Raw genomic sequence first — 16,085 nt, forward strand, 5'->3', positions numbered from 1 at the left:
GAAACAAAGACGTCCATCAATCAACCCTCCCTGTTTGGCGGCCAGTTGTTGGTATCGATCTTCGAAGTCCACTTGAGGAACTCCGCCATATCGTCAACTTGCTGTTCGGTCAGATTGAACTGGGGCATCGCACGACGACCGGGGGCGCCGAGTGGCTGGGCCTTCATCCAGGCGTGCAGGAAGGGCTTGAAGGCCTCTTCACCACCACGACGGACGAACACGTTGCCCAACTCCGGCGCGAAGTAGGCGCCTTCACCGAGCAGGCTGTGGCAGCCGATGCAGTTGTTGTTTTCCCAGACTGCCTTGCCCCGTACTACCGCTTCGGTCATTTCCGATTCGTTCGTGCGTTCGGGGAAAGTCTGCTCTGTGTGGTAGGTAAGACCGAGGAACACCAGGAAGAAGAACACGCTTCCTCCGAAGTAGATATTCCTGGCCATTCCTTTGGTGAAGGTCTCGGACATGGTCGCCTCCTCATGGCTTGGCGTGGCCAGTTTAAGAAGGGGGCTATCGAAACCTGCTTGATGGCAATCAAGAAAAACCTGAACGTGGCAGTAGGGCTTTCTGGAGATACGTCAGGAGGGGCGCAAAGCCAGACGCCACGGGGCTGCAGCGCGTTGCGGGCCACAGGCCTGCATTTTCGGCGGCGTGACCGTGGCTATATGAATGGGCCGCGCGGCGATCACTCGCAGGCACTGCCGACACTCTGATGGGCGCCGGCAGGCCGAGAATCAGGCGCGGCGTTGAGTCGCCAGGCGCAGGCCGGTCTTCTTCAGAATGCGGCTGGACACCAGCATCTCGTTGGCCCGGCAAGCGTTGCCCAGCAGCGCACGAATCTGGTTGCGGTAGGCCTCGATATCACTGGCATCACGCCCATGCACCATGGCGAACAGGTTGTATGGCCAGCCTTCCTGCCGTGGTCGGCGATAGCAGTGACTGACGAAAGGCTGGGCACCGATCAGCGCACCCAGTCGCGCAATCTCGGCGTCGTCGACGTCCCACACGGTCATGCCGTTGTGCCGATAGCCGAGGCGGTAGTGGTTGGGTATCGCCGCGATACGCCGGATCGCGCCGTCCGCCTGCAGCCGCTGCAGCAGCGCCAGGGTGGCGTCGACGTCGATGCCCAGCTCCCCGGCGAGCCAGGCCCAGGGATCGGCCACCAGCGGCAGCCCGGCCTCGGTCAGCTCGATCAGGCGGCGGGTCAGGCCATCGTCAGACGGGGAAGTGCAAACCGACATGGAAGGTTTCCTCTTTCGGCAGATTCAGCACCGCCAGGCCGGTTTCGGCCTCGATGCGCGCGATGCTCTCGGCGATGCCCTGCGGGGTCTCGCAACCGAGCACGAACCACATGTTCCAGCGGTGTTCGCGGCGGTAGTTGTGTGCCACTTCGGGCATCGCCTCCAGCTGCGCGGCAACCTCGTCGAAGCGCGCCTCCGGCACCGACAGCGCGGCCAGGGTGAAGGCACCGCCAAGCCGGTCGATGTCGAACATCGGCCCGAAGCGAGTCAGCGTGCCGTCGTCGAGCAATGCCTGGACCCGCTCGCGCAGGGCCACGGACGTGCTGCCCAGCTCCTCGGCCAGCGCTTCCCAGGGGTGGCGCACCAGCGGCAGGCCATGCTGCAAACGATTTATCAACAGCCGGTCGAATTCATCCATTGGCGACCTCGCGCAGCGGCGGTGCAAAACGGCCACCGCACTGCTTGAAGGCCCGCGTGCTGAACAGCAGCTGATGCGGTACATCGCTCAGACCGTTGTCCGCCAGCAGGCGCTCGATCAGCTGGCAGACCTGCTCGCGCTCGCGGCCATGGACCATGCAGAACAGGTTGTAGGGCCACTGCGGCAGACGCCGCGGGCGCTGGTAACAGAGATTGACTCCGGCGGCCTGGCCAAGACGTCGACCGACTTCGTCGACCTGCGCGTCGGGGATGTCCATCACCAGCATGGCGTTGGCGCGAAAGCCCAGCGCGCGGTGCTTGAGCACCAGGCCGAAGCGACGGAACAGCCCTTCTTCCTGCCAGCGTTGAATCTGCTCCAGCACCCGCTCCTCGACGCTGCCGATCTGTTCTGCGAGCCGCTGGTAAGGCCGCGCGGCCAGCGGCAGCCCGCCCTCGAGCAGGCGGCGCAGCTGCAGCGCCTGCAGGTCATTGAGACAACCGGTCATGATGGATCTCCCAGCGGGAAGCCGAGGTCGATGCGAAAGGCCTGCTGCATCGGCAGGTCGAGCGGTGTCAGCCCGGTATCGGCTTCTATCTCGGCCAGCAGCCGGTCGATGTGTGGCCGATCCGGCCCGGTCAGCACGAACCAGAGGTTGTAACGATGCTCGCGCAGGTAGTTGTGGTTGACCTCGGGAAACGCATTGATGCGCGCCGCGACCTGCTCCAGCCGCGCCGCGGGCACGGCCAGCGCGACCAGGGTGCTGGCGCCGGCACGGCTGTGCTCGAACACCGGGCCGATGCGCGACAGGCCACCGCCCTCGTGCAGTTGTTCGAGACAGGCGAGCACCTCCTCCTCGCTGCAGCCAAGCTCGTCGGCCATGGCGCGGTAGGGCTCGGCGCACAGCGGCATGCCGTGCTGGTAGCGGTCGATCAGGCGGCGACTGAGGGCGTCGATGTGCATGTCACAACCCCGTCTCGTGGGCGCGGCTGCTGAAGAAGATGCCGCTCGGACTCTGCGCCGGCAGTCGCTTGAGCAGCTTCAGGGTGTAGGGGTCCCAGACCTGGATTTCCTCGCCATCGCGCACCGACAGCCAGAGCTGGTCGCCGCGGGCGGTGAACTCCATGTGCAGCACGGCCGGGCCTGGCTCCAGATCGGCGATGACCTCGTGGGTCTCGCTGTCGATGACCTGGACCTTGCCGTTGTCGGGGTGGGCGAAGTTGACCCAGATCTGCCGCGCGTCCGGTCGCGCCATGACGAAGATCGGCTGGCCGGCCACGTCGATGGCGTCGGTCTGCTGCCACTTCTCGGAATCCATCACCAGCACACGATGCTGGCCGACGGCGGGGACAAAGGTCTGGTTGCCGGCCACGGTCCAGCCTTCCAGGTGCGGCATCTTGTAGACCGGCAGTTTCTGCTGGCCGCGGCCATAGCCATCGAGAATACGCTCGACGCCACGCTCGGGATGCCAGAGGTCGATCTTGGCCATGCCGTCCTCGCCGAACAGGCCGGCGATGTAATAGCGCCCTTCAGGAGTCAGCAGCGCATCGTAGGGTTGGCGGCCGATACCCTCGAAACGAGTGATCTGCGGCTCGTTGCCCTGGCTGAAATCCAACAGCCAGGTTTCATCGGTATCGAACAGGCTGTAGATGAAGCGCCGACCGGGCACGTCGATCACGCCGACCACCCGCGAATTGCGGCTGCCGTCGGCCAGCGGCGTCGCAGGTATGTCGGCGACCAGCTCCAGGGTCTTGGCATCGAATACCTTCACCCCGCCCGGCTCGTAGTTGCCGACCGCGATCAGCGTGCCGTCCTGGCTGATGGCGCCACCGATGCTGTTGCCACCCTGGATGACGCGACGATCGATGCGCTGGCGCAGCAGGTCAACCTTGGTCAGCCCGCCGTCGCGGCCGAATACATAGGCGTAACGCTGATCGCGGGAAAACACCACCGAGGCATGGGACAGGTCGCCCAGACCCTCGATGCGGGCGAGCTGGCTCTGGTTGCTGCTCTCGATGATCTGCAGGCTACCGGTGGCGCGCTCCACCACCACCCCGAGGTCACCGGTGCCGCGCAGCGGTTGCTGTGCACAGGCCGCGAGCAGACCGGCCGCAGCCAGCAGCAGAAAAGGACGAATCATGGCTTGGGATATCCTTCGAGCAGGCGGTCGACCAGGTAGGCGATGTCCTGCTCGTCGAGCAGGGCATTCCAGCCGGGCATGGCCGTACCGGGGCGGCCGTGGGTAACGGTGGCGATCAGACTGTCACGGGGTTTGCCGGCTAGCGCCTCGCGGGTAAGCGCGGGGCCGAGACCGCCGGTCATGCGCAGGCCATGGCAGGAGCCACAGTCCTGAAGCAGCAGATGGTCGAGCTTCGCCTGGCGTTCGGCAGTAGGTACTGCGGCCAGGGCGACGGGAATCAGAAGGAAGGACGCCAGGGCGAGCCCCAAACGCGATACTACTTGGCGGGACTGGATCATGACGTCCTCCTGGGGTGTTACTTCTGGCTAAGAACCCACTCGGCGAGGATCTTGGCTTCTTCTTCGGTCACAGCGTTTGGCGGCATCGGGATCGGGCCCCAGACGCCTTGGCTGCCGTTCTTGATGTGGCCAGCGAGCAGGTCGGCGGCGCCTTCCTGACCATCGTACTTGGCAGCTACGTCCTTGAACGACGGGCCAACCAGCTTGGCGTCGATGCTGTGGCAAGCTGCGCAAGGCTTGCTCTTGAACAGCGCCTCACCATCCTGCGCCAGTGCCGGCTGCAGGGTCAGCGCGCCGCCCAGGGCGAGCATCGGGATAAGGATTTTCTTCATTAGATCTTTTCCTCAAGGCTAAAGGGGAGAGCGTTACCGCCCACCCAAAGGGTGCTCAGCAAAACGCACTGAGCAAGTGCACGGTAAATTTACCGCTTGTGCTAGGCAACCTTTTGTCCTTGGTCATTGTTTGTGGGTTCCGGGACTTCGAACGGCTGCTTCGCGACCGGTGCGGGCAGGCTCAGGATGAATGAGCCACCATGCCGGTTCCTTGATTGCAATCAAATCATCCCATTGGCGCGACTGTGCCGTCGCCGGCCGGTGGTCGGACACCGAAAAAGCATAAGGCCGGCATTGCGCCGGCCCGTTGCTTGCCGCCTGGTTACTGCTTGGCGGCAGTGATATCGCCCTGGGCATCGATACCCAGCGTGTAGCCGAGCGAAACGTGGTGGTAGCGCCCGGTGGCGTTGTCGTCATGGATGGCGAAACCGAAGTTGTAGACGTTGCCCGGAGCCAGCGTCACGTCACCCTCGCCGCCCGCGAACTTGCGAGTGAACACGACCGTCCAGGTATCGCCATCGAGCTGGCCCTGGGCATCGACCAGCGCCTGGCCGCCTGCCATCACCCGCTCAGTGGCGACATGGCCGTCGAAGGCCTTGTTCTCACCGCTGCGCCACTGATTCAGGTCATAGAAGATCCCGTTGGCCAGCGAGCCGTCCTTGACGTACTTGGTCTTGGTGTCGGCTGCGCCCGGCATGGTCCGTGCGTCGCCGTGGCAGCTGCCCCAGCAACCACCTGCCTCGGCCAGCTGGACCTTGGAACCACCTTCGAGCATGTAGGCGATCTTCACCGGGTTGTCGGCGTCCATCGGCGCCGCGCCGGATGCTGCTGGCTGTTTCCAGGTGAAGCGCAGGTAAAGGTTTTCGCCGTCGTTGGCGGCCTGCACCTTGGCATTGATGAACGGCGCCTTGCCATCGATCGGCGTAGGCTCGAGCTTCTGGCCGCTGGCCATCTTGCCGCCCATGTCCTCGACTTCTTCGGAGTGGCAGCCAGCGCAGGTTTCGCCTTTCTTCAGGGCCCGTGCACCACCGTGCTCGGTACCCTTGGTGATCCATTCCACCGGCGACACGCCGGGGTAGAACAGGGTGACGTCGGTCGCTGCCACCGCGTTCCAGTCGGCCGGCGCCGCGGCCATTGCAGTCTGTGCGCCGAAGGCGATTACCGCCCCCACCGCACTGGCCATCAGAGTCTTTTTCATAATCGGTTCCTCATCATCGATGGTTGGCTGGCCCGACGGACCGCAGTTCAGTCTTCGTCTTCTTCGGTCATCCCTTCGGGCAGGTGGTGCGCGATGCCCTTGTGGCAAGCGATGCAGGTCAGGTTGTCTTCGCGAGCCATCTCGTGCTGCTTGCGGGCTCGCTGCTTCTGCATGTCGGAGCTCATGCTTTCCAGGCTGTGGCAGTTGCGGCATTCGCGGGAATCGGATGCCCGCATCCGCGCCCATTCGCGACGCGCCAGGGTCAGCCGCTTGGCCTCGAACTTCTCGGCGGTGTCGATGGTGCCGACGATCTTGCCCCACAGCTCCTTGGAGGCTTCTACCTTGCGCACCATCTTGTGCGTCCAGTCCCTTGGCACATGGCAGTCCGGGCAGGTCGCGCGCACGCCGGTGCGGTTGGCGTAATGAATGGTTTCCTTGTATTCGGGGTAAACGTTGTCACCCATCTCGTGACAGGAGATGCAGAAGGTTTCGGTGTTGGTCGCTTCAAGCGCAGTGTTGAAGCCGCCCCAGAAGACGATGCCGGCAACAATGCCCACTATCAAAATGCCGCCGAGCGAATAGCGCGTGCTCGGCCGCCGCAGTAGCGCAAGGATGCCGCCCTTTTGTTGCTTGTTGCCGTCTTTATCGGTCATGGAATCTGTTCCCTTGCCAGACCCACCGCGCCAGGCGCGGTGGGTGTTAACAGGCAATCCTCGGGCGGATTAGTACACGTCGTACATGGTGTTGAAGACGTTGAACTTGCCGGTCGGCGTGACGATTGCCGGATCGGTAATCACCTTCTTCAGCTTCAGGGTCTTGTCGTCGTAGATCACGATCGCAGACTGGTCGGTCTTGCCACCCCACAGGGAGATCCACACCTCGTTACCCGCCTCGTTGTACTCGGGGTGGGTAGCGCGACGGATCGCCTTGCTTTCCGGCAGACCGGAGTCCTTGGCGACGTCGAGACGCTTGGGTTCCTTGCTCAGATCGGCCAGGTCGTAGACGTAGACGGACTCGGCGACTTCCCGCTCGGGGTTCATCGGCGCGTCGGCCCAGAGGTTCTTCGACTTCGGATGGGTCTTGACGAACAGGTTGCCCGCGCCCGGCATCTTCAGTTCCTGCACCACCTTCCAGTTGTGCTCCTTGTACTTGGCGTACTTCGGATCGTCGGAAGCGGTGGAGATCAGCGAGACCACGTCATCACCCAAGTGACCGGTGGTCCAGACCGGGCCGAATTGCGGATGGATGAAGTTGGCGCCGCGACCCGGGTGCGGGATCTTCGCGGTGTCGACCAGTGCGGCGAGCTTGCCGGTCTTGGTATCGACCGCAGCGACCTTGTTGGACGCGTTGGCAGCAACCATGAAGTAGCGCTTGGAGTAGTCCCAGCCGCCGTCATGAAGGAACTTGGCCGACTCGATGGTAGTGGTCTTGAGGTTCTTCAGATCGGTGTAATCGACCAGGATGATCTGCCCGGTTTCCTTCACGTTCACCACCCACTCCGGCTTGATGTGCGAAGCGACGATGGACGCTACGCGCGGCTCGGGGTGGTATTCGCCATCGACGGTCTGGCCGCGGGTGGAAACGACCTTGATCGGCTCCAGGGTTTCGCCGTCCATGATCGAGTACTGCGGCGGCCAGTAGGTGCCACCGATCAGGTACTTGTCCTCGTAACCCTTGAACTTGGAGGTGTCCACGGAACGGGCATCGGAACCCAGGCGCACGGTGGCGACGGTGGTCGGCTCTTCGTACCACATGTCGATGATGGTGGTCAGGCCATCGCGGCCAACGGTATAGACGTAGCGGCCGGAAGCCGACAGACGCGAGATGTGTACCGCTTAGCCGGTGTCGAGCACCTTCCAGATGGTGTGGGTGTCGCCGTCGACCAGCGCCAGTTTGCCGGCATCACGCAGGGTGATGGCGAAGACGTTTTTCAGGTTGATCTTGTTCAGCTGCTTCTTCGGACGCTGGTCAACCGGAACGATGAGTTTCCAGCTGTCCTTCATGTCCTGCAGGGAGAACTCTGGCGGCACATCCGGAGTGTTCTGGATGTAGCGCGCCATCATGTTGATTTCTTCTTTGGTCAGGATGTCGTCGTAGTTGACCATCCCGCCTTCGGTGCCATAGGCAATGATGTTTTCCAGGCGCTTGGTGCCCAGATTGAGGGTACCGCCCTCGGTCTTCTTGCCATCCGCTTCGGTTTTGCTCCAATGCGGCTCTAGATTCTTGCCCGTGGCTCCTTTACGCAGAACGCCGTGGCAACCTGCACAACGCTCGAAATAGATCTGCTTGGACGCTTCCTTCTCTTCGGCGGTCATCTCTGGGGCTGCAGCCTGGGCGACTGCCAGACCAAGCAACGAAAGGCCGGCGATCAGGCCAGCCAGGATAGGTTTACCAACATTGCTCATCCTTCTCTCCTATGGGAGCGCTTCTGGCGACTCCTGCTAGTTACGGCGGTGTGGCAGTTCCCGGGGACTTCTTCTTTTTGCGACTTGGATGCTATGAGAGCGGCAATCCGAAAGCGCTTGACGGCAATCAAGAGAGCCCCCGCCCCCCCCCGAACGTGACGCCTTGTCGCGGGCGCAACACGCCGAAACGTCTGGAATCGGCTTCGATTGGCAGGCATCCGGCGCGGGACTTGATCGCAATCAAGCTTTGCCGGCGGATGGCTTGAGGGGGCAAAGCGGGGCCGGTAGCTTGGCGATGGAAATAACCAACTGCTGCCGTGAGGTACTTGCCTGTGAATGCGATTGAAATCCCGACTGCCGCCGGCACGCCTGACGCGCCCTTCTACCAACCGTTGGGCAATGAAGAGCAGCTGTTCCAGCAGGCCTGGCAGCACGGCATGCCCGTGCTTATCAAGGGCCCGACCGGCTGCGGCAAGACCCGTTTCGTACAGCACATGGCGCATCGCCTGAATCTGCCGCTGTACACCGTGGCCTGCCATGACGACCTCTCCGCCGCCGATCTGGTCGGCCGTCACCTGATCGGCGCCCAGGGCACCTGGTGGCAGGACGGCCCGCTGACCCGTGCGGTACGCGAAGGCGGCATCTGCTATCTGGACGAAGTGGTCGAGGCGCGGCAGGACACTGCCGTGGTACTGCACCCGTTGGCCGACGACCGCCGCGAGCTGTTCATCGAGCGCACCGGCGAGGCGCTCAAGGCGCCGCCGGGCTTCATGCTGGTGGTGTCCTACAACCCCGGTTACCAGAACCTGCTCAAGGGCATGAAGCCGAGCACCCGCCAGCGTTTCGTGGCGATGCGCTTCGATTACCCGCCGGCCGCCGAGGAGGTGCGCATCGTCGCCAACGAGGCCCAGGTGGATGACGAACTCGCCGCCCAGGTAGTCAAGCTCGGCCAGGCGCTGCGCCGGTTGGAGCAGCATGATCTGGAGGAAGTCGCCTCGACCCGCCTGCTGATCTTCACCGCGCGGATGATTCGCTCCGGCATGACGCCGCGTCAGGCCTGCCTGGCCTGCCTCGCCGAGCCGCTGTCGGATGACCCACAGACGGTCGCCGCGCTGATGGATGTGGTCGATGTCCACTTCGCCTGAAGCCACCAGCCAACTGTCCCGGCGCCTGCCGGGCGATCTGGCGATGTGGTTCTTCATCCTCGCCGAGCTGACCGTCTTCGCCATCCTGATCCTGGCGTTCGCCGCCACGCAGATGCTCAATCCGCAGCTGTTCAGCGAGAGCCGCGCGGCGCTGGACAGCTCCATCGGCCTGGCGCTGACCCTGAGCCTGCTGACCTCAGGCCTGTTCGCCGCCCTGGCGGTGGAACAGGTGCGCGAGGCCAGGCCCGGGCGCGCGACGCTGTTGCTGCTCGCCGCGCTGGGCTCGTCCTGCGTCTACGTGGTGCTCAAGCTCAACGAGTACAGCCACCTGGCCGGGCTCGGCCTGGGCATGGAACACAACACCTTCTTTACCCTGTACTGGATTCTGACCGGCTTTCATTTCCTGCATGTGCTGCTGGGCATGGTGATCCTCGGCTGGCTGGCCATGCGCTGCCGCCGCGGCGCCTACGGGCCGGACGAGCACAGCGGCCTGGAGTCCGGAGTGCTCTACTGGCACATGGTGGATATGGTTTGGGTGCTGCTGTTCCCGCTGGTCTACGTGCTGAGGTAAGTCATGTCTGCTTCGAAGATTCTGGTGGCCTGCTGGCTCGGCCTGGCACTGCTGTCGGTGTCCACCGTGCTGCTGGGTAATGCCGGCGCCACGCTGGCATTGGCTGGTGCGGTTCTGCTCACGGCGTTCGGCAAGGCCTGGCTGATCACCGACGGTTTCATGGAGCTGCGCCACGCTCCGCGGGCGTGGCGTCTGCTGCTGCTCGCCTGGCCGCTGGTCCTGGTGCTCGGCGTGCTGCTGACCCTGCTCTGACCAACGGTACACCGCCGCAAGAAGCTGACGATGCGGTCAGCCACGCCCCGCGACTTTTATTGTTTCCGATCAAGGCCAGCCCTACCCCGCTCGTTGATCCTGCTGCTCAAGGAACGGGCGCCCGAGACGGCGCGCCCAGTGAGATACGCTGCCGAAGCGGAGCCGCCCCATGTTGAGAATCAGCCATTACCTGCGCGCCCTGGCCCAACCGGCCACCAAGGTGCTCGGTGCCCGCAGCGCCAGCGGCAAGCGTCCCCCCGTGGTGATCTGGAACCTGCTCAGGCGCTGCAACCTGACCTGCAAGCACTGTTACGCGACCTCCGCCGACAGCGAGTTCCGCGACGAACTAGATACCGCCGAGGCGCTGAAGGTGATCGACGATCTGCACGAGGCCGGTGTGCGCGTGCTGATCCTCTCCGGCGGCGAACCGCTGCTGCGGGCCGACATCTTCCAGCTGGCCGATTACGCCCGTGAAAAAGGTTTCTTCGTTGCGCTGTCCACCAACGGCACGCTGATCGACGAGAGCAACATCGAGCGTATCGCCGCGGCGCAGTTCGACTACGTCGGCATCAGCATCGACGGCCTGGAGGCGGTGCATGACGAATGGCGCCAGCTCAAGGGCAGCTTCGCCGCATCCATGCATGCCATCGACCTGTGCCGCCAGCGCGATATCCGCGTCGGCCTGCGCACTACCCTGACGCAGAACAACTACCCGCAGCTGCCGGCCCTGCTGGCGCTGATGCGCGAACACGACGTGCAGAAGTTCTACCTCTCGCACCTCAACTACAGCGGCCGCGGCAAGCGCAGCAGCAAGGCCGACGCCCATCACCAGATGACCCGCGACGCCATGCGTCAGCTCTTCGAGCAGGCCTGGGACGACGTCCAGCACGGCCGCGAGACCGATTTCGTCAGCGGCAACAACGACGCCGATGCGGTCCTGCTGCTGCAGTGGGTCGAGGAGCGCCTGCCTGAGCATCGCGACCGCCTGGAAGGCATGCTGCGCGCCTGGGGCGGCAACGCCTCCGGCAGCGGCATCGCCAACATCGACAACATCGGCGACGTGCACCCAGACACCTACTGGTGGCAGCACACCGTCGGCAACGTGCGCCGCCAACGCTTCAGCGACATCTGGCTGAACGAGCCGGCGCCGCTGCTGCAGGAGCTGCGCCAGCATCCGCGCGCGGTCGGCGGTCGCTGTGCCGACTGCCGCTGGCTGGCGATCTGCAACGGCAACACCCGTACCCGCGCCTGGGCGCAGGGCGATCTGTGGGCCGAAGACCCGGGCTGCTACCTCTCCGACGAGGAGATCGGCCTGTCCGCCGCCGAGCGCATTCCCAGCATCACCATCTGACCGATCGAGCGGCCGACCAAGCGCCGCAGCAACGCACTCCGTAAGCCCGATGAGAATTCAGGAGCACCGCATGGACCAGCCACTCACATTTCCCGCCTCGCTGAGCGCCGCGTTCGCCCCTGGCGAAGTCGCTCTGGTCGGCGCCGGACCGGGCGACCCCGGCCTGCTCACCCTGCGTGCCTGGAGCCTGTTGCAACAGGCCGACGCGGTGGTCTACGACCGCTTGGTCAGCGACGGGTTGATGGCGTTGCTGCCGGCCGACTGCAGCCGCCATTACGTCGGCAAGACCAGTGGCTACCACAGCCTGCCGCAGCCGGAGATCAACCAGCTGCTGGCCGACCTGGCCCAGCAGAACAAGCGCGTGGTGCGACTCAAGGGCGGCGACCCGTTCATCTTTGGCCGCGGTGCCGAGGAACTGGAATTTCTTCTGCAGCGCGGCATCGACTGCCAGGTAGTACCGGGCATCACCGCTGCGGCCGGCTGCAGCGCCTATGCCGGCATCCCGCTGACACACCGCGATCTGGCGCATTCCTGCCAGTTCATCACCGGCCACCTGCAGACCAACGGCGAGCTGCACCTGCCCTGGGACGCCCTGGCTCAGGGCGGGCAGACGCTGGTGTTCTACATGGGGCTGGCCAGCCTCGGCGAGATCTCGCGCAACCTGATCTCCGCCGGCCTGCCGGTGAACACGCCCGCCGCACTGATCGGCAACGGCACCCGGGAGAACCAGCAGGTGGTGCGCTGCACGCTGCGCCAGCTGCCGAGCATGGCCGACGAGCAGCACCTCACGCCGCCGACCCTGACCGTGATCGGCCGGGTGGTCGGCCTGTTCGCCGAGCGCCAGGTCCAGCACCCGGCGCGGCTGCATGGTGATCCAGCCCCGCAAACGGAGGCCTTATGCAACTGATACCCGCCCTGCTGCTGGCAGCCGCGCTGCCGGCGGCCACCTTCGTTGCCCTCGACCTGGCCATTCCGCGGGCTGCCGCGGCGACCCAGCCAGCCGACAGTCAGGCGCTGTACGAACAGCACTGTCAGAGCTGCCACGGCGTCAATCGTCTCGGCGGCGCCGGCCCGGCGCTGTTGCCGGAAAGCCTCAGCCGCATCAAGCCGGCCGAAGCCCAGGCGGTGATCCGCGACGGTCGTCCGGCGAGCCAGATGGCCGCCTATTCCCACGTGCTTAACGAAGCGCAGATCACCGGTCTGGTCGACTACCTCTATCAGCCCTCTGCCGTGCCGCCCACCTGGAGCGACGCCGACATCCGCGCCAGCCATCGGATTCTCAAGGACGTCGCCACGCTGCCAACGACCCCGCAGCACGGCGCCGACCCGCTCAACCTGTTCGTGGTGGTGGAAGCCGGCAATCACCACGTCCGGGTGCTGGACGGCGATCGTTTCGAGGAGCTGGCGAACTTCCAGTCGCACTTCGCCCTGCACGGCGGGCCGAAGTTCTCGCCGGACGGCCGCTTCGTCTACTTCGCCTCCCGCGACGGCTGGGTCAGCATCTACGACCTGCACAACCTGAGCATGATCGCCGAGGTTCGCGCCGGGCTGAACACGCGCAACCTGGCGGTCAGCAACGATGGCCGCTGGGTGCTGGTGGGCAACTACCTGCCGGGCAATCTGGTGCTGCTCGATGCCCGCGACCTGTCGCTGATCAAGCACATCCCGGCGGTTGGCCAGGACGGCACGCCGTCGCGGGTCAGCGCCGTATACACCGCGCCGCCGCGCGACAGCTTCGTGGTCGCGCTGAAGGACGTGAAAGAGGCCTGGGAGCTCTCCTACGCCGGCGAGCCGACCTTCGAACCCCGGCGCATCGAGGCCGCCGACTTCCTCGACGACTTCTCCTTCACCCCCGACTACCGCCACCTGCTGGCCACCTCGCGCAAGGCCCACGGCGGCCAGGTGATCGACCTGGATACCGGCAAGGCGGTCACCGATATCCCGCTGCCGGGCATGCCGCACCTGGGTTCGGGCATCTACTGGAAACGCGACGGCAAGTGGGTGTTCGCCACGCCCAACGTCAGCAAGGGGCTGATCTCGGTGCTGGACCTGGAAACCTGGAAGCTGATCAAGGAGATTCCCACCGAAGGCCCGGGCTTCTTCATGCGCAGCCAGGCCAACTCGCCCTACGCCTGGACCGACGTGTTCTTCGGCCCGAACAACGACGCCGTGCACCTGATCGACAAGCAGACCCTGGAAGTCGCCCACACCCTGCGCCCGATGCCGGGCAAGAACGCCGCCCACGTCGAGTTCACCAACGACGGCCGCTACGCCCTGCTCAGCGTCTGGGACACCGACGGCGCCCTGCTCGTCTACGACGCCAAGACGCTGGAGGAGGTCAAACGCATCCCGATGAACAAGCCCTCCGGCAAATACAACGTCGGCAACAAGATCGAGTTCGCCGAAGGCACTTCGCACTGATCGTGAGCGGATCGCCCACCGATTCAAGGTGGGCGCCCCCACGACGGTCACAACCCCCTACAATCATCGGTTCCGTCACGTTCACTGCATTTAAGGTCGACCATGGATATTGATCTCGCCCGCACCTTTCTCGAGATCATTCGCAGCGGCAGCTTCATCGCCACGGCCGAGCGCCTGCACATCACCCAGACGGCCGTCACCGCGCGCATACAGAACCTGGAAAACCAGCTGAGCTGCCGGCTGTTCGTGCGCAATCGCGCCGGCGCGCGGCTGACGGCCGATGGCGAGCGCTTTGCCGCCTATGCCCGCCAGCTGGTGCAGACCTGGGAGGCCGCGCGGCGCGACCTGCCGCTGCCACGCGGTTATGGCGAACTGCTCACGCTCGGCGCCGAGGTGAGCCTGTGCAACCCGCTGATGCTGGCCTGGGTCCAGCGGCTGCGGCAAGCGCTGCCGGGCCACGCCGTGCGACTGGAAGTGGGCAGCGGCGAAGAGCTGCAGAAGAAGCTCGACCTCGGCGTGCTCGACGCGGCGCTGGTGCACCAGCCGGAGTACCTGCCCGGCCTGCAGGTCGAACAGCTGCTGGAGGAAAAGCTGATCCAGGTGGTGCAGGCGCAGAATCCAACGCCGTATCTGTACGTGGATTGGGGGCCTGCATTTCGCAAGCAGCATAATCAGGCGCTGCCCGAATACACCCGCGCCGCGCTGTCGTTCAGCCTCGGGCCGCTGGCCTTGCAGTATCTGGTGCAATGCGGCGGCCGCGGCTACTTTCGCACCCGCGTGGTCCAGCGCTATCTGGAAGAAGGCGTTCTCAAGCGAGTGGAGCAGGCGCCGGAGTTCAGCTATCCGGTCTACCTGGTGCATGCACGCGCCAGCGAATCGCCCGCATTGCTCAAGGCCGTCGAACTGCTGCGCGAAGTAGCCCTCGACGATTACGACTGGTCACGCTGGTACTACGATATCTGAGCGTCGCGCCGGACTCGTGCCGCTCAGTCCGGCAGCTGCTTGAGCCAGTTGCGGTACAGCGCGGCGATCAGATCCGTCTGGGTAATCATGCCGACCAGCCGCTGTTGTTCATCGACTACCGGCAGGCAGTGCAGGCCGCGATCCGAGAGTAGATAAACCAGTTCGACCATGTGCGTATCGGCGGTCACCGAGACTACTGGCGAACTCATGATCGCGCGTAGCTTGGTGCCGCGCAGGAAGTTCAGCTGACCGAAACTGAGCCGCCCGGGCCGCGGGTGGAAGTGCTTGAGCAGGTCCACCTGGGTGACGATGCCGACCAGCCGATGGTCGTCGCCCTGCACCACCGGCAGCGAGCGCAGCCGGTGCACCTGCAGGGTCTGCCAGGCCTGCTCGATGAAGGTATCCGGCGTGTGCCAGTACAGATCGCGTGACATCACGTGCGCCGCGGTGATCTCGCCCATGCTGCGCCGCAGGGCGTGCTTCTCGGTCTGCTTGATCAGCCGTTCGAGGTCGTCACGGGTGACGTCGACATACTCGCCGAATTCCTGCAGCGCGCGATCCACGTCGTCATGGGTGAAGCTCATGCGCTCGCCCGGCGGCAGGTCGCGGGTGTGATGACTGTTCTCGCGGCTCAGCCGCGGCTTCGGATAGGGATGCCCGGTCAGGTTGTTGTAGACCAGCGCGACCGCCACCAGGAGCGCCGAATAGAACAGCACCGGCCCGACCAGCGCGTAACCCAGCTGATGCAGCTCCGGGCTGCCCACCGCCGCCACCAGCGCCAGCGCGATGCTCGGCGGATGCAGGCAGCGCAGATAGAACAGACAGAGCAGCGACAGGCAAGCCGCCAGCGCCAGCGAGGCGATACTGGGCAAGCCGCTCATGCCCAGACTGATGCCGATCAGCGCCGCCAGCAGATTGCCAACCAGAACCGCCCATGGCTGGGCGAACGGGCTGGACGAGGCGACGAACACCAGCACCGCCGAGGCGCCGGCTGGCCCCATGATCTGCAGGGTCAGCGAACTGCCGACCAGCATATAGCCGCTGCAGAACACCAGCGGCATGACGATGGCAACGCCGAGGGCGGCGCGCAACCACTCCTTCGGCGAAGCATTCAGCGGGGCGGGAAGGAACGAGCGAATCCAGAGGGCGAAAGAGTCGTGCATTGGTCCTGCTTGTGTCGAAATCGGAGAGGCCGCCCGACGGGCGGTGGAGCGGTCCGTCCCTGGACCTGTTTTGAGCGAGATAGCTGCCCGGGCGTTCAGCTGGCCAGCAGCGGCGCTGCCTGCGGCACGCGCTCGTCGCGGCGGGGGGGGGCGGGC

At 64.8% G+C, this 16,085-nt stretch carries 18 protein-coding genes and 1 pseudogene; 7 read left to right on the plus strand and 12 right to left on the minus strand.

The genetic code is table 11. The features are described from left to right. Positions 1-20 precede the first annotated feature (20 nt). The 11 genes and pseudogenes from F753_RS42010 to F753_RS42060 all read right to left on the minus strand — a co-directional run bounded on the left by F753_RS42010 (position 21) and on the right by F753_RS42060 (position 8,063). Complete coding sequence (locus tag F753_RS42010; RefSeq protein ID WP_014819180.1) at positions 21-461, minus strand: c-type cytochrome; 441 nt, start codon at positions 459-461, stop codon at positions 21-23. A gap of 267 nt (positions 462-728) precedes the next feature. Next, positions 729-1,235, minus strand: coding sequence for a siroheme decarboxylase subunit beta (gene ahbB, locus F753_RS42015; protein WP_014819179.1), 507 nt, complete (start codon positions 1,233-1,235; stop codon positions 729-731). Continuing rightward, entirely contained in the window at positions 1,210-1,653 is a 444-nt protein-coding gene (locus tag F753_RS42020; protein WP_023446217.1) for an Lrp/AsnC family transcriptional regulator, read from the minus strand. The genes ahbB (F753_RS42015) and F753_RS42020 overlap by 26 nt, the downstream gene beginning before the upstream one ends. Continuing rightward, a complete protein-coding gene (gene ahbB / locus F753_RS42025) occupies positions 1,646-2,158 on the minus strand; it encodes a siroheme decarboxylase subunit beta (RefSeq protein WP_023446218.1) in 513 nt (170 codons plus the stop codon). Before ahbB (F753_RS42025) ends, F753_RS42020 begins: the two co-directional genes overlap by 8 nt. After that, positions 2,155-2,613: an Lrp/AsnC family transcriptional regulator gene (locus F753_RS42030; RefSeq protein WP_023446219.1), complete on the minus strand. Its 459-nt coding sequence runs from the start codon at positions 2,611-2,613 to the stop codon at positions 2,155-2,157. Before F753_RS42030 ends, ahbB (F753_RS42025) begins: the two co-directional genes overlap by 4 nt. Before the next feature lies 1 nt (position 2,614). Beyond that, the gene (locus F753_RS42035; RefSeq protein WP_014819175.1) at positions 2,615-3,790 is read right to left on the minus strand and encodes a cytochrome D1 domain-containing protein; all 1,176 of its coding nucleotides are present in this window, start codon (positions 3,788-3,790) and stop codon (positions 2,615-2,617) included. Next, positions 3,787-4,128 carry a c-type cytochrome gene (locus F753_RS42040; protein WP_023446220.1) on the minus strand — a complete coding sequence of 114 codons (342 nt, stop codon included), beginning with the start codon at positions 4,126-4,128 and terminating at the stop codon, positions 3,787-3,789. The genes F753_RS42035 and F753_RS42040 overlap by 4 nt, the downstream gene beginning before the upstream one ends. A 17-nt stretch (positions 4,129-4,145) precedes the next feature. Continuing rightward, entirely contained in the window at positions 4,146-4,460 is a 315-nt protein-coding gene (locus tag F753_RS42045) for a c-type cytochrome (RefSeq protein ID WP_023446221.1), read from the minus strand. A 322-nt stretch (positions 4,461-4,782) separates the two neighbouring features. Then, entirely contained in the window at positions 4,783-5,658 is an 876-nt protein-coding gene (locus F753_RS42050; RefSeq protein WP_023446222.1) for an ethylbenzene dehydrogenase-related protein, read from the minus strand. Positions 5,659-5,705: 47 nt separating this feature from the next. Next, the gene (locus F753_RS42055) at positions 5,706-6,311 is read right to left on the minus strand and encodes a cytochrome c3 family protein (RefSeq protein ID WP_003279943.1); all 606 of its coding nucleotides are present in this window, start codon (positions 6,309-6,311) and stop codon (positions 5,706-5,708) included. A gap of 69 nt (positions 6,312-6,380) precedes the next feature. Then, a pseudogene (locus F753_RS42060) lies at positions 6,381-8,063 on the minus strand (cytochrome D1 domain-containing protein). 332 nt (positions 8,064-8,395) lie between these two features. Here F753_RS42060 and F753_RS42065 point away from each other — a divergent pair. From F753_RS42065 to F753_RS42095, 7 genes are all read left to right on the plus strand, one after another. Then, positions 8,396-9,208, plus strand: a complete 813-nt coding sequence (locus F753_RS42065) for a CbbQ/NirQ/NorQ/GpvN family protein (protein WP_014819171.1) — start codon at positions 8,396-8,398, stop codon at positions 9,206-9,208. Continuing rightward, a complete protein-coding gene (locus F753_RS42070) occupies positions 9,192-9,779 on the plus strand; it encodes a cytochrome c oxidase subunit 3 family protein (protein WP_023446225.1) in 588 nt (195 codons plus the stop codon). The genes F753_RS42065 and F753_RS42070 overlap by 17 nt, the downstream gene beginning before the upstream one ends. A 3-nt stretch (positions 9,780-9,782) precedes the next feature. Beyond that, positions 9,783-10,031: a cytochrome C oxidase subunit IV family protein gene (locus tag F753_RS42075; RefSeq protein WP_014819169.1), complete on the plus strand. Its 249-nt coding sequence runs from the start codon at positions 9,783-9,785 to the stop codon at positions 10,029-10,031. A gap of 169 nt (positions 10,032-10,200) precedes the next feature. Continuing rightward, positions 10,201-11,382, plus strand: a complete 1,182-nt coding sequence (gene nirJ, locus F753_RS42080; protein WP_023446226.1) for a heme d1 biosynthesis radical SAM protein NirJ — start codon at positions 10,201-10,203, stop codon at positions 11,380-11,382. Positions 11,383-11,452: 70 nt separating this feature from the next. Continuing rightward, on the plus strand, positions 11,453-12,289 hold the full coding sequence (cobA, locus tag F753_RS42085; RefSeq protein WP_023446227.1) for a uroporphyrinogen-III C-methyltransferase: 837 nt from the start codon (positions 11,453-11,455) through the stop codon (positions 12,287-12,289). Continuing rightward, positions 12,280-13,803 (plus strand): nitrite reductase, encoded by a 1,524-nt coding sequence (locus F753_RS42090; RefSeq protein WP_023446228.1) that lies wholly within the window; start codon positions 12,280-12,282, stop codon positions 13,801-13,803. The genes cobA and F753_RS42090 overlap by 10 nt, the downstream gene beginning before the upstream one ends. A gap of 102 nt (positions 13,804-13,905) precedes the next feature. Further along, complete coding sequence (locus tag F753_RS42095) at positions 13,906-14,766, plus strand: LysR family transcriptional regulator (protein WP_014819165.1); 861 nt, start codon at positions 13,906-13,908, stop codon at positions 14,764-14,766. A 23-nt stretch (positions 14,767-14,789) separates the two neighbouring features. On the opposite strand, the gene F753_RS42100 is transcribed toward F753_RS42095, so the two are convergent. Next, positions 14,790-15,929 (minus strand): HPP family protein, encoded by a 1,140-nt coding sequence (locus tag F753_RS42100; protein WP_023446229.1) that lies wholly within the window; start codon positions 15,927-15,929, stop codon positions 14,790-14,792. Positions 15,930-16,085: the final 156 nt, after the last annotated feature.

Source organism: Stutzerimonas chloritidismutans AW-1, from assembly GCF_000495915.1.
Classification (GTDB): domain Bacteria; phylum Pseudomonadota; class Gammaproteobacteria; order Pseudomonadales; family Pseudomonadaceae; genus Stutzerimonas; species Stutzerimonas chloritidismutans.